This window comes from Thermococcus sp., from assembly GCF_027011145.1.
In the GTDB taxonomy this organism is placed as follows: domain Archaea; phylum Methanobacteriota_B; class Thermococci; order Thermococcales; family Thermococcaceae; genus Thermococcus.
Map to the genome: position 1 here is coordinate 1 of NZ_JALVAO010000042.1, position 12234 is coordinate 12234.

Here is a 12234-nt window from a genome sequence, read left to right on the forward strand (position 1 = left end):
GAATCGGTGGGTGAAGAATGGGACATCATCACCATCACCACGGCGAGCTTAAGGGCAGGATGGCCTTCTCGATAGTTCTCAACCTGGTCATCACGATTGCCGAGGTAATCGGCGGAATCCTCTCGGGAAGCTTGGCTTTGCTCAGCGACTCCCTCCACAACTTCAGCGACAGCATGAGCTTACTCGCGAGCTACTTCGCGATAAAAATCGGTGAGCGGAAGGCCAACGAGAAGTACACCTTTGGCTACAAGAGGGCTGAAATCCTCGTGGCTTTCATAAACTCCGCCGTTCTCGTTGGCGTTTCCCTCTTCCTCCTGGTTGAGGCTTACAGGCGCTTCAAAAACCCTGAGCCGATAGACGGCCCGCTGATGCTCGGGGTCGCGTTGATAGGCCTAGCCGCCAACCTCCTCTCGGTTCTCCTCCTCCACAGTCATGCACACGAGAGCATTAACGTCCGCTCCGCCTATCTGCACCTCATGAGCGACACCCTCTCTTCCGTGGCGGTCGTCATCGGCGGAATCCTGATAATCAAGTGGAACATCACATGGGTTGACCCGCTCGTAACAGTTCTGATCTCGCTCTACATCCTCAGGGAGGGCTACGAGATACTGAAGGAGAGCGCTGAGGTCCTCATGGAGGCCTCACCGGAGCTTGACCTTGAGGCGATAAAGGCAGAAATAGAATCCATTCCCGGCGTTAAGAACGCCCACCACTTCCACGCCTGGCGCATAGGGGAGAAGGAAATCCACTTCGAGTGCCACGTTGAGGTTGACGACATGCCTATAAGCGAGGCGCAGTGGATAATAGACGAAGTCGAGAAAAGGCTGAAGAGGTACGGGGTAACCCACGTGACGGTTCAGCTGGAAGCGGACAGGTGCGCCAGCAAGAACGTGATATGTGAGTATTTCCAAGTGCTCTGAATCCCTTGGTAGGTAAGTTCTCTAAGGTCTTCAACAGATGGTTGATAACATCAATGTACCAAAACCGTTAAAAGCGTGCTACCTTTCTTGCTTTTGGTGATACGAGTGAGGAAGGTCCTCGCGCTCCTTGTGATTCTCCTTGTGGTCTCGGTCGCGGGCTGTATAGGGACTTCCAACTCAACGGGGACAACCACTCCATCCCCGACAATGACGAGTTCAAGTTCGGTATACATCACGGTCACCGATGCCCTTGGAAGAACCGTAAAGGTTCCGAGAAACGTTACCCGTGTCGTCGCGGTCGGCCCAGGAGCGCTGAGGATTATCGTTTACCTCAACGCGACCAGTAACGTCGTCGGAATCGAGGAGTTCGAAAAGAAGTATCCCTTCGGAAGGCCCTACATCCTCGCTCATCCCGAGCTTCTCAAACTGCCCGTTATCGGGCCCGGTGGCCCCGGAAAGCTCCCCGACATGGAGGCCATTATCAAGGTTCACCCGCAGGTCATATTCATGTCATTCGTGAGCAAAAGCGAGGCCGATGAGGTCCAGAAAAAGACAGGAATTCCAGTAGTCGTTCTCAGCTACGGGACGCTGAAGAACTTTACAGACCCCGTTTTCTTCAAGTCCCTTCTCCTGGCCGGAAAAATCCTCGGGAAGGAGAAGCGCGCTGAGGAGATCATTAAGTTCATAGAGGAACAGCAGAGCTACCTTGAGAACCTCACGAAGGGTTTGAAGAGCCCGAGCGTTTACGTTGGGGGAATAGGCTTCAAGGGCGCCCACGGGATAACGAGCACCTTCACAGACTACGCTCCCTTCACGGTTCTGAACCTTGACAACGTCGCTTCAAACCTGAGTTCTAAAAACGGCTGGGTGCAGGTTGACAAGGAGTGGCTCCTCAAGGTGAACCCTGACTACATCTTCATAGACGAAGGCGGATTGAAGATAATCCTCGACGACTACAAGAGCAATCCGGATTTCTACAACTCTCTGAAGGCCGTTAAAGAGGGCCACGTTTACGGGGTTTTGCCGTATAACTTCTACAACACCAACATCGGGATAGCGATTGCCGACGCCTATTACATCGGAAAGGTTATCTACCCGGAGCGCTTCAAGAACATAGACCCCGTTGAGAAGGCCAACGAGATATTCACCTTCCTTGTCGGAAAGCCGGTATACAACGAGCTTGCCAAGGAGTTCGGAGGGTTCGGTAAGATAAACCTTGCCAGCGGAAACGTTACCTACGGACTACCGACGAACCCGTGATGCAGATGGACTACAATGCCTACCTCAGGAGGAAAGTCCTCATAGGTCTCGCCCTTTTCCTTTCCCTGTTAGGGGTCTCCATTTTCTCGCTCTCAAGCGGGCCCTACCACGTCCCGGTTAAAGATGTCCTTGCAGTCTTCTTTGGAGGTGGAACTGAGGATGACAGGCTCGTTGTTCTGGGCATAAGACTCCCCCGAATCGTCGCCGGAATCCTTGTGGGGGCTTCAATGGGCATTGCTGGAGCGGTTCTTCAGGGCTATCTCAGAAACCCACTGGCCACGCCTTTCACGATGGGGGTCTCAAACGGTGCCATGTTCGGCGCGTCTCTGGCAATACTCCTTGGTGCTGGTTATTCCCTCAACTCCGGTCAGGTCTTTCTCAACAACCCCTACGTTGTCGTTCTCTTCGCTTTTCTCGGTGCCATAAGTGCAACCCTCGTAATTCTCGCCCTTGCAAGGCTTAAGGGGCTCTCACCGGAGGCGATAGTCCTAGCTGGCGTCGCGATGAGTTCTCTGTTCGTGGCCTTGACGACCCTCGTCCAGTACTTCGCCAACGAGCTTCAGCTTTCGGCAATGGTCTACTGGAGCTTTGGAAACCTCGCGAGAGCAACGTGGGGAGAGAACCTCATAATGGCCGTCGCATTCGCCTTCGTTTTTGCCTACTTCCTGCTCAAGAGATGGGATTTAAACGCATCAACACTCGGCGATGACGTCGCGAAGAGCATCGGGGTGAACATCGAGAGGGAGCGGTTGATTGGAACGCTCCTTTCGGCATTCATAACCTCTGTAACGGTGGCGTTTGTAGGCGTCATCGGCTTTATCGGGCTCATAGCACCCCATTCGATGAGGCTAATAGCAGGAGGCGACTACCGCTCGCTGATTCCGCTCTCAGCCTTAGCTGGGGCCCTTCTCCTGGTTTCGGCTGATACCGTTGCGAGGCTTATAGTTTCACCGATGAACCTCCCTGTGGGCGTTATAACGTCTTTCCTCGGCGCACCGACGTTTATATACCTCCTCGTGAGGATGGAGGGAAGGAGATGATTAAAGGGGAGAACCTTCGCTTCTCCTACGGCGAGCGGGAAGTCCTCAGGGGGATAGACCTTGAGATTGGGGAAAGTGAATTTGTCGCAATCCTCGGTCCAAACGGCGCCGGGAAGAGCACCCTTTTGCGCTGTCTGGCGGGAATTCTGAGATGCGGTGGAGTCTTTATCAAGGATAGGCCTCTTCACGATTACTCACAGCGCGAACTTTCCAGAATTCTCGCGTACGTTCCCCAGCGGACGGAGCCGGGTTTTCTGACGGTCTTTGACACGGTTCTTCTCGGCAGGAGGCCCTACATGGGACTGACGCCCTCCGAGAAAGACCTGAGGATTGTGGGGGAAGCCCTGAAAAGGCTCGGCATCGAGGAGCTGGCCCTCAAAAGGACGAACGAAATCAGCGGTGGGGAACTCCAGAAGGTCAGCATAGCGAGGGCACTGGCTCAGGAACCCCAGGTTCTGCTCATGGACGAGCCCACCAACAACCTCGACTTAAGGAGCCAGCTCGAAGTTATGAGACTCGCGAGGGAGTTCTCAAGGGAGGGGAAGGCGGTTGTAATGGTCATGCACGACGTTAACCTTGCCCTGCGCTTCGCTAAAAGGTTCGTATTCATGAAAAACGGAAGGATTGTTGCCGACGGTGGTCTTGAAGTTCTGAGTGAGGAACTGTTCGAGGAGGTTTACGGAGTTAAGGTTGAGATGGGAGAAATAAGGGGAGTCCCCGTTATAGTTCCCCTTTAGAGCTCGGCCTCCCCGAGTAATTCGAGCATCTCGAGAAGTCTCGGGTCCTTGACCTTTTCAATGGCCTTCTTGGCCTCTTCCTCTTCAATCTTGCCGTCCTTGAAGAGTGCTAGAGCTTTGACCGCCTCAAAGAATTCCTTCATGTCCGGGAATGCGTTGATGAACATATCAACGTTCAGGTAAACCGTCTCGAAGTCATCGTCGAGGAAGAGTTGCCACAGGACGTCCATCAGGGAGCCGAAGGCTATGTCCTCGTAGTCTGTTCCCTTCGCCCTTATGAGGGCGTAAAGGCACTCCTGCAGGGCGGCATCGTAGTTCTCTTCCTCCTCGAAGATTTCCTCAAAGCTCAAGTGGGCCTCAACCAGAAGCTCGTTGTCGTTGAGGGCCTTTGGCAGGACTCCGGCTATTATTGCCTTGCCCTTGTAGGTGTCTCCCGCCTCGAAGGTTATGTAGCCCCTGTAAATCTCAATCCTCAGGAGTTCCCTCTCGTCTCCAAGCTTTTCGTAGAGTTCTTTGGCCTTCTCGATTAGCTCGAGGGCCTTCTCGTACTCCTGAAGTTCCTCGTGAATCATCGCCATGCTGTAGTATATCTTCGCGGCGTGCTCGACGTTGCCCTTTGCTACTTCCTCCTCCAGGAGTGCCCTGAACAGTTCGAGGCTCTTTTCGAGTTCGCCGATGAGGTAGTAAAGGTCAGCCAGGTGGAACTTGAGCTCGAAGTCGTCGCTCTCCTTTGCGAGTTTCTCAAACTCTGAAATCCTGTCCTCGTTGAGTATTTCGTGGTAGTAGTAGAGCACGAGCTTGTAAAGTTCCCAGTCCTTGCATTCCTTTGCCAGCTTTTCGGCCTTCTCAAGGACTTCTTTCAGCTCTTCATCGCTGAGTTCGTCAACCCTGTAGTAGAGAAGCCTCCTGAGCTTTTCGCAGTTCTTCTCCTCGATGGCCTTCAAAATCTCCTCCATGTTTTCACCCCCCGTCTCTAACGCGCCGGAGTATTTAACCGTTTGGCTACATTTTTAACCTCCAAATGAGAGTTCCAAAACATGCTTGAAGTCTTTTTCCTCGGAACCGGGGGTATAATGCCAACCCGTGAACGGAACGTGCCAGCGATAGCGCTCCGCTATAGGGGTGAGATAATCCTCTTTGACGCTGGAGAAGGCACGATACGGCAGATGAACACCGCGAAGCTCAGTCCGATGAAGGTTGACAAGATATTCATAACCCACTTCCACGGTGACCACTACCTCGGCCTCGGCGGTCTGATTCAGACGATGAACCTCTGGAACAGGGAAAGGCCCCTCCACATCTACGGGCCGAAGTACACCTTTGAGTTCCTCCAGAATTTCCTCAACAGCGGGTTCTTCAGGCCGGGCTTTGACATACACGTCCACGAGCTCGGGGAGGCGAGGCTAAAGTTCGGGGATTATGAAATCTGGAGCTTCAAGGTCGAACACGGGATTCCGGCCCTTGGCTACGTCTTCAAGGAGAGGGACAAGCGCGGGAAGTTCCTCCCTGAGAAGCTGGCAGAGTTCGGACTCAAGCCCGGGCCGATACTGGGGAGGCTTGAGAGGGAAGGTAGGGTTGAGGTTAATGGAAGGGTCATCCGCCTCGAGGACGTTACGGGACCGAAGAGGAAGGGACTCAAGGTGGTCTACACCGGCGATACCGAGCCGTCCAATAGGGTGAAGCTCTTCTCCGAAAGGGCAGATTTGCTAATCCATGACGCCACATACATTTCTCCCGAGGACAGGGGCGAGAGTTACCACTCCACCGTCGAGGAGGCCTGCGAGACAGCGAGAAAGGCCAAAGTGAAACTCCTCGCGCTCTTTCACAGGGCATTTCGCTACACTTACGAGGAATACCTCGGAGCATCGGCGGAGACATGCGGAAAGCTTGGCGTGAACTTCATTGTCCCAAGGGACTTTGACGTCCTAACCTTCAAATCGGGAAAATGGCAACTTGGAAACGCTCTAGGTGAGGGGTCATGAACTACCTCCGCTACGTCAAAATCGTGGGCACGATGCACGTCTCCCCAAAAAGCAGGGAGGAGGTTGCGAGGATTATAATCAACGAAAGGCCCCACGCCGTTGCCATCGAACTTGACAGGGCCCGGTTTCTGGCGATGGAAACGAACGTCGAGCTGACGCTCCAGGATTCCCTCAGGCTCGGGAGGAGGGGGGTTATAAACTACGCCCTTGCGAAGGTCGAGGAGAAACTGGGAGAAGCCTTTGGAATGTCCCCCGGGGAGGAAATGAGAACTGCCATAGAGGTCTCTCGCTCTCTGGGGATTCCGCTTTACCTCATCGACGAGGACATTAACCTAATCCTCGCCAAAATAGCCTCGGCTCCGCTGAGGGAGAAGCTCCTCATGGCCCTCGAAGGGCTGAGCGTTTTCCTTCCGCTGGGAAGGGCAGAGCTGGGCGACCCGCTGGAGGAGTACCGGGCCATGATGGTTGAATTTAAGCACAGGTATCCATACCTCTACCGCGTCCTGGTTGAGGAAAGAAACGAGATAATGGCGAGGAACCTGATGGCGATAGTTGATTCCCTTCTCTCAGCTGGGGTCAAAAAGCCGAGGGTTGTGGCCGTTGTCGGCCTCGGCCACAAGCCGGGAATAGAGAGGCTCCTCAACGGACGTTACTTTTATATGTAAAAGTGCGAAAAGTCCGTGGGGATTGGCTATGAGGGACAGGCTTGAAAAGATGCTGAACGTGGAAATACTCGACATCGAGGAAACCGACGACAAGATTATCGTTTACGTTCCGGCCGACAAGGTGAGGATTGCCGTGGGAAGCGGTGGTTCCGCAGTAAAAGCGGCGGAGCTCGTGATAGGGAAGAAGATTGAGGTTCGCCCCAAGGAGTGACATCACTCCCGGTGATAACCCGGGGAAAGGTTAAATAATCTAAGGTGGATTTTCTTTGGTGGTTGCCATGGAGTACAAGAAACCTTTTGGTGTTAGAATAGAGGAGAATGGTGTCATTCCGGGAGCAAAGAAGCTCGTTAGAAGGCTCAGCGACATGGAGGGCTACTTTTATGATGAAGAGGCCTACAGGGAACTCCTGAAGGAGGACCCGATAGTTTACGAGGTCTACGCCATCGAGCAGGAGGAAAAGGAAGGCGACCTCAACTTCGCCACGACGGTTCTCTACCCGGGCAAGGTCGGAAAGGAGTTCTTCTTCACGAAGGGTCACTATCACGCCAAGCCGGACAGGGCGGAAATCTACTATGCCCTGAAGGGCAGGGGTGGAATGCTCCTCCAGACGCCGGAGGGAGATGTGGAATGGGTTCCGATGGAGCCGGGAACGGTTGTCTACGTCCCGCCCTACTGGGCCCACAGGACGGTTAACACCGGCGACGAGCCCTTCATATTCCTCGCCGTGTATCCGGCAGATGCGGGCCACGACTACGGCTCGATAAAGGAGAAGGGCTTCGCCAAGCTCGTCGTTGAGGAAGACGGGGAAGTCAAGCTCGTTGACAACCCGCGCTGGAAGTGAGCGAAACCCTTATTAGTTCCCTCTTACTTTTCACTCTCGGTGATACATTATGTGGGACAGGCTTTACGCTTCTGCCTTCGAGAAAGTCATTAATAGGCTTGGAAACATCGGAAGGGTTTTGCTTGCCTACAACACCAACATAGATGCCATAAAATATCTGAACTCGCGGGACCTTGAGGAGAGAGTGAACAGGGCCGGGAAGGAAGAGGTTCTCCGCTATTCAGAAGAGCTCCCGGAAAAGATAATGAGCGTTCAACAACTGCTCGGCTCAATTCTGTGGAGCGTCAAGCTCGGAAAAGCGGCTGAGCTCTTCGTCGAGAGCTGTTCTACAAGATTTTATATGAAGCTTTGGGGCTGGGACGAGCTCAGGATGGGGGGTCAGGTGGGAATCATGGCCAATCTCCTCGGCGGTGTTTACGGCATTCCGGTAATAGCTCACGTCCCCCAGATTTCGAGGCTCCAGGCCGGTCTGTTCAAGGACGGACCGATTTATGTTCCGAAGATTGAAAACGGTCAGCTCAGGCTGGTTCATCCGAAGGAATTCAACGCTGATGAGGAGAGTTGCATACACTTCATTTACGAGTTCCCGAGGGGCTTTACAGTTTTCGACTTCGAAGCGCCAAGGGAAAACCGCTTCATAGGCTCGGCAGACGACTACAATCCAAATCTTTTCATAAGGACTGAGTTTAGGAAGAATTTTGATGAAATAGCTAAAAATGTGGACCTCGCTATAGTAAGTGGTCTTCAGGCGTTGACTAAGGATAACTACCGCGAGCCCTTCGAAACGATAAGGGGACACCTTGAGGTTCTCAACGATAGGAACGTTCCCGCTCACCTCGAGTTCGCTTTCACCCCCGATGAGACCGTCAGGAAAGCTATCCTTGACTTTCTCGGCAACTTCTGGAGCGTCGGTTTAAACGAGGTCGAGCTGGCCTCGATCATGGAGGTTATTGGCGAGAAGAGGCTCGCTGAAAAGCTCCTCGCCAATGACCCCGTTGACCCGATAGCGGTCACAGAGGCCATGCTCAAGCTCGCTGAGAGGGCCGGCGTTAAAAGAATACACTTCCATACCTATGGCTACTACCTTGCGTTGACCGACTACAAAGGCGAGTTCGTCAGAGATGCACTCCTCTTCGCGGCTTTAGCCGCTGCCGCAAAGGCGAAGCTCGGTGACGTTCACTCGATGGACGACATCGTGAAGGCCATGAAAGTTCCGGTCAACGAGAGGGCCAAACCGGTTGAAGAGGCCCTCGCCAAGGAGTATGGAATGGAGAAAGGACTGGCCGAAGTTGATGACTATCAGCTCGCCTTCGTCCCGACGAAAATCGTGGAGAAGCCCAAGTCAACCGTCGGAATCGGCGACACGATTTCAAGCTCGGCCTTCGTTGGGGAGTTTGCATTGAAGATGGGGTAACCTTTTAATTTTCTTCACCTTATTTGGTTCTTGAAAAGTCGATTTTGGAGGTGATGCCTTGCTACTAGAGGCACCGGTTTATAAGGAGCTCTTCGGGGCAGTTGAAGTCTATGAGGTTCAAAAGGTAATAAAACTAGACAGCGAGACGAGGGACGTTGGAACCTTTACCGTTAAAAACGTCCCAAGGGAAGAAATCTACAGAATCCTTGAGGATATAGCCATAGTTGTCCCTATGAAGAACGAGAAGCTTCAGCTCGTTGATGGCGTCCTTAAGGCGATTCCCCACCAGTGCCCCATAATAATAGTCTCAAACAGCAAGAGAGAAGGCCCGAACCTCTTCAAGCAGGAGGTCGACCTCGTTAAGCACTTCTACAACCTAACGCGCTCGAGGATAATCATGGTCCACCAGAAGGACCCGGGTCTGGCAGAGGCCTTCAGGAAGGTAGGTTATACCAACATACTTGACGGTGATTCAGTGAGGAGCGGTAAGGGAGAGGGCATGCTCATAGGTCTTCTTCTCGCGAAGGCCATTGGGGCAAAGTACGTCGGTTTTGTTGATGCCGACAACTACATCCCCGGTTCTGTGAATGAGTACGTTAAGGATTACGCCGCAGGTTTTCTCATGAGCGAGAGCGAATATACTATGGTGAGATTGAGCTGGCGCCATAAGCCGAAAGTAACTACTAGAGGGCTGTATTTCAAGAAGTGGGGTCGTGTGAGCGAGATTACCAACCGCTACATGAACGCCCTCTTCGGAGTTGCAACTAACTTCGAGACCAACATAATAGCGACCGGAAACGCCGGCGAGCACGCAATGAGCATAAAGCTCGCAGAGATAATGCCCTTTGCCACAGGTTATGCTATAGAACCCTATGAGCTCGTTTACCTCTTCGAAACCTTCGGCAGATGGGAGAGCAAGAGAGAAGACGTATATGAGCAGGGAATTGAGGTTTTCCAGATAGAAACCCTGAATCCGCATCTCCATGAAGACAAGGGCAAGGAGCACGTCAGGAACATGCTTTTGAGCTCCCTTGGAACGATATATCACTCCAAACTAGCCACAAAGGACCTGAAGGAAAGAATACTCTACGAGCTGAAGCTCCACGGTCTCCTTGAAGAAGGGCAGGAACCCCCTAAGCCCCGCGTGATGCCGCCTGTAGAGGGAATAGACGTGGGGGAGTGGATGAAGGTCCTTGAAGATGAGACAGAAACTCTGCTGAGGTTCGAAGTATGACCACCCGGGTCATTTTCCTCGACCTCGATGGAACGCTCCTTGGAGACGACTATTCCCCGGAGAAGGCCAAACCCATAGTTGATGAGCTCGTAAAAAGGGGTTATGAGGTCATTATAAACACCTCAAAAACACGGTTTGAAGTCGAATACTACCTCTCGGCTTGGCGACTTGAAAAGCCCTTTGTTGTTGAAAACGGAAGCGCTGTTTACGTTCCCGAAGGCCACTTCCTGGGAGATATTATCAGGGACGTTACCAATCTTCACAGGGAGAACTACTGGGTAATGGAGCTTGGAAAATCCTACATAGAAATCAGGGCCGTCCTCGATGTCATAGCTGGAGATTATGGGCTAAAATACTACGGCAACTCGACTATAGGGGAAGTAATGGCTTTCACGGGTCTTCCGGAGAAACTGGCGAGGCTCGCGATGATGAGGGAATACAGTGAAACAATATTCCGCTGGAAAAAACAGGGGTTCGAGAGGGAACTCTCGAAAAACGGCCTCAAAACAACGAGGGGGACCAGGTTCATAGGGGTAACTGGAAACACCGACAAGGGAAGGGGTGCAAAAGCCCTTCTTTCACTTTATTCCAGCCTTGAAAAGGTTGAAAGTTACGCTGTGGGAGACGGAGAAAACGACTTTCCACTCTTCGATGTCGTTGATAAAGCCTTCATCGTTGGAAACCTATCCCATCCCAAGGCTACTCATATAAGCTCGATTGATGAATTGCTGGAGGTGATACCGTGAAGACCGTTATCCTTGCCGGCGGAAAGGGGACGAGGCTCTGGCCCCTGAGCAGGGAACTGATGCCCAAGCAGTTCGTCCGATTCCTCGACGAGAAAAGCCTCTTCCAGAAGACTGTTGAGAGGGCCTTGATGTTCTCAAAGCCCGGCGAGATATTCATTGTGACCAACAGGAACTACAGGTTTAGGGTTCTTGACGATTTGAGGGAGCTGGGAGTTGAAATCCCCGAGGAAAATCTACTCCTTGAACCCGCTGGAAAGAACACTTTACCCGCAATCCTCTGGGCGACGCTCCGAATAGAGGAGGAATTCGGGGATTCCGTCGTTGCCGTTCTGCCCAGCGACCACTTAATTGAAGTCAATGAGGCTTACGAGAGGGCCTTTGAGAACGCCGAAAAGCTGGCTAAGAGCTATCTGGTGACCTTTGGAATAAAGCCGACCCGACCCCACACGGGCTATGGCTACATAAAACCCGGGGAGAAGATAGCTGAGGACGGAACGGTCATTGGTTACACCGTTGCCGAGTTCAAGGAAAAACCGGACTTTGAAACGGCAAAGAGGTACGTTGAAAGCGGTTACTACTGGAACAGCGGAATGTTCGCGTTTTCGAGTTCCCTCTTCATCGAGGAAGTTCAGAAGCACGCGCCTCAGGTGTGGGAAGCCTTTGAGGAGAGCGGTGACATCGAGGAGGTTTACAACCGCGTTCCCGAGATAAGCATAGACTACGGCGTCATGGAGAAGACCGACAAAGCGGCAGTGGTTCCACTCAACACGAGGTGGAGCGACCTGGGGAGCTTCGATGCCATCTACGAAGTTCTCGAAAAGGACGCCGAAGGGAATGCCATCAGGATTCGCGGAAAGAACGGCTACCACGTCGGTGTGAACTCAAGGAACAACCTCATAATGACGGAGAGACTTACCGCGACGGTTGGAGTTGAGGATCTGATAATCATAGACACCGGCGATGCCCTTCTCGTTGCCAAAAAGGGAGAGAGCCAGAGAGTCAAGGAGGTTTACAAGGCACTCAAAGAACTCGGCGACGAGCGTGTCGTTGTCCACAGAACGGCCTACAGGCCCTGGGGTAGCTACACTGTCCTTGAAGAGGGCGACCGTTACAAGATAAAGCGCCTGACGGTTCTGCCGGGCAAGAAACTGTCGCTCCAGATGCACTACCACCGCTCGGAGCACTGGGTCGTTGTCAGGGGTACTGCGAAGGTAATCGTTGGGGACAAGGAGATACTCCTCAGGCCCGGTGAGAGCACTTTCATTCCGGCTGGAGTCAAGCACCGCCTCGAAAATCCTGGGAAAGTTGTGCTGGAAGTTATAGAGACCCAGATTGGTGAGTACCTCGGTGAGGACGACATCGTAAGGTTCGACGACGAGTTCGGGAGGGTCTGA

General features: G+C 52.8%; 13 protein-coding genes. 12 read left to right on the plus strand and 1 reads right to left on the minus strand.

Annotated features, from left to right (window positions below; all coding sequences use genetic code 11):
* Positions 1 to 17 precede the first annotated feature (17 nt).
* The 4 genes from MVG27_RS04845 to MVG27_RS04860 all read left to right on the plus strand — a co-directional run bounded on the left by MVG27_RS04845 (position 18) and on the right by MVG27_RS04860 (position 3957).
* Positions 18 to 920, plus strand: a complete 903-nt coding sequence (locus MVG27_RS04845) for a cation diffusion facilitator family transporter (RefSeq protein ID WP_297550898.1) — start codon at positions 18 to 20, stop codon at positions 918 to 920.
* Positions 921 to 1025: 105 nt separating this feature from the next.
* Positions 1026 to 2180, plus strand: a complete 1155-nt coding sequence (locus MVG27_RS04850; RefSeq protein WP_297550906.1) for an iron ABC transporter substrate-binding protein — start codon at positions 1026 to 1028, stop codon at positions 2178 to 2180.
* A gap of 5 nt (positions 2181 to 2185) precedes the next feature.
* Entirely contained in the window at positions 2186 to 3220 is a 1035-nt protein-coding gene (locus tag MVG27_RS04855) for an iron ABC transporter permease (RefSeq protein WP_297550908.1), read from the plus strand.
* Entirely contained in the window at positions 3217 to 3957 is a 741-nt protein-coding gene (locus MVG27_RS04860; RefSeq protein WP_297550900.1) for an ABC transporter ATP-binding protein, read from the plus strand. The genes MVG27_RS04855 and MVG27_RS04860 overlap by 4 nt, the downstream gene beginning before the upstream one ends.
* Here the strand turns inward: MVG27_RS04860 and MVG27_RS04865 are convergent.
* Entirely contained in the window at positions 3954 to 4913 is a 960-nt protein-coding gene (locus MVG27_RS04865; RefSeq protein ID WP_297550902.1) for a hypothetical protein, read from the minus strand. The two genes, MVG27_RS04860 and MVG27_RS04865, sit on opposite strands and share 4 nt — an antisense overlap.
* A gap of 81 nt (positions 4914 to 4994) precedes the next feature.
* Between MVG27_RS04865 and MVG27_RS04870 the strand changes: the two genes are divergently transcribed.
* From MVG27_RS04870 to MVG27_RS04905, 8 genes are all read left to right on the plus strand, one after another.
* Entirely contained in the window at positions 4995 to 5939 is a 945-nt protein-coding gene (locus MVG27_RS04870) for a ribonuclease Z (RefSeq protein ID WP_297556283.1), read from the plus strand.
* Positions 5936 to 6604: a TraB/GumN family protein gene (locus tag MVG27_RS04875; protein WP_297549909.1), complete on the plus strand. Its 669-nt coding sequence runs from the start codon at positions 5936 to 5938 to the stop codon at positions 6602 to 6604. Before MVG27_RS04870 ends, MVG27_RS04875 begins: the two co-directional genes overlap by 4 nt.
* Positions 6605 to 6632: 28 nt before the next feature.
* Positions 6633 to 6815 (plus strand): KH domain-containing protein, encoded by a 183-nt coding sequence (locus MVG27_RS04880; protein WP_297062510.1) that lies wholly within the window; start codon positions 6633 to 6635, stop codon positions 6813 to 6815.
* 67 nt (positions 6816 to 6882) lie between these two features.
* The gene (gene pgiA / locus MVG27_RS04885) at positions 6883 to 7446 is read left to right on the plus strand and encodes a glucose-6-phosphate isomerase (protein WP_297549931.1); all 564 of its coding nucleotides are present in this window, start codon (positions 6883 to 6885) and stop codon (positions 7444 to 7446) included.
* Between the two features lie 49 nt (positions 7447 to 7495).
* Positions 7496 to 8860, plus strand: a complete 1365-nt coding sequence (locus MVG27_RS04890) for an ADP-specific glucokinase (protein WP_297549911.1) — start codon at positions 7496 to 7498, stop codon at positions 8858 to 8860.
* 58 nt (positions 8861 to 8918) lie between these two features.
* Positions 8919 to 10094, plus strand: coding sequence for a mannosyl-3-phosphoglycerate synthase (mpgS, locus tag MVG27_RS04895; RefSeq protein ID WP_297549913.1), 1176 nt, complete (start codon positions 8919 to 8921; stop codon positions 10092 to 10094).
* Positions 10091 to 10840 carry a mannosyl-3-phosphoglycerate phosphatase gene (gene mpgP, locus MVG27_RS04900; RefSeq protein WP_297549915.1) on the plus strand — a complete coding sequence of 250 codons (750 nt, stop codon included), beginning with the start codon at positions 10091 to 10093 and terminating at the stop codon, positions 10838 to 10840. The genes mpgS and mpgP overlap by 4 nt, the downstream gene beginning before the upstream one ends.
* Entirely contained in the window at positions 10837 to 12234 is a 1398-nt protein-coding gene (locus MVG27_RS04905; protein WP_297549917.1) for a mannose-1-phosphate guanylyltransferase/mannose-6-phosphate isomerase, read from the plus strand. Before mpgP ends, MVG27_RS04905 begins: the two co-directional genes overlap by 4 nt.

Bases quoted from the DNA above. Each gene is read 5' to 3' on its own strand.
- MVG27_RS04845 (WP_297550898.1), top strand. From the start codon at position 18: ATGGGACATCATCACCATCACCACGGCGAGCTTAAGGGCAGGATGGCC.
- MVG27_RS04855 (WP_297550908.1), top strand. From the start codon at position 2,186: ATGGACTACAATGCCTACCTCAGGAGGAAAGTCCTCATAGGTCTCGCC.
- MVG27_RS04860 (WP_297550900.1), top strand. From the start codon at position 3,217: ATGATTAAAGGGGAGAACCTTCGCTTCTCCTACGGCGAGCGGGAAGTC.
- MVG27_RS04865 (WP_297550902.1), bottom strand. From the start codon at position 4,913: ATGGAGGAGATTTTGAAGGCCATCGAGGAGAAGAACTGCGAAAAGCTC.
- MVG27_RS04870 (WP_297556283.1), top strand. From the start codon at position 4,995: ATGCTTGAAGTCTTTTTCCTCGGAACCGGGGGTATAATGCCAACCCGT.
- MVG27_RS04875 (WP_297549909.1), top strand. From the start codon at position 5,936: ATGAACTACCTCCGCTACGTCAAAATCGTGGGCACGATGCACGTCTCC.
- MVG27_RS04880 (WP_297062510.1), top strand. From the start codon at position 6,633: ATGAGGGACAGGCTTGAAAAGATGCTGAACGTGGAAATACTCGACATC.
- pgiA (WP_297549931.1), top strand. From the start codon at position 6,883: ATGGAGTACAAGAAACCTTTTGGTGTTAGAATAGAGGAGAATGGTGTC.
- MVG27_RS04890 (WP_297549911.1), top strand. From the start codon at position 7,496: ATGTGGGACAGGCTTTACGCTTCTGCCTTCGAGAAAGTCATTAATAGG.
- mpgP (WP_297549915.1), top strand. From the start codon at position 10,091: ATGACCACCCGGGTCATTTTCCTCGACCTCGATGGAACGCTCCTTGGA.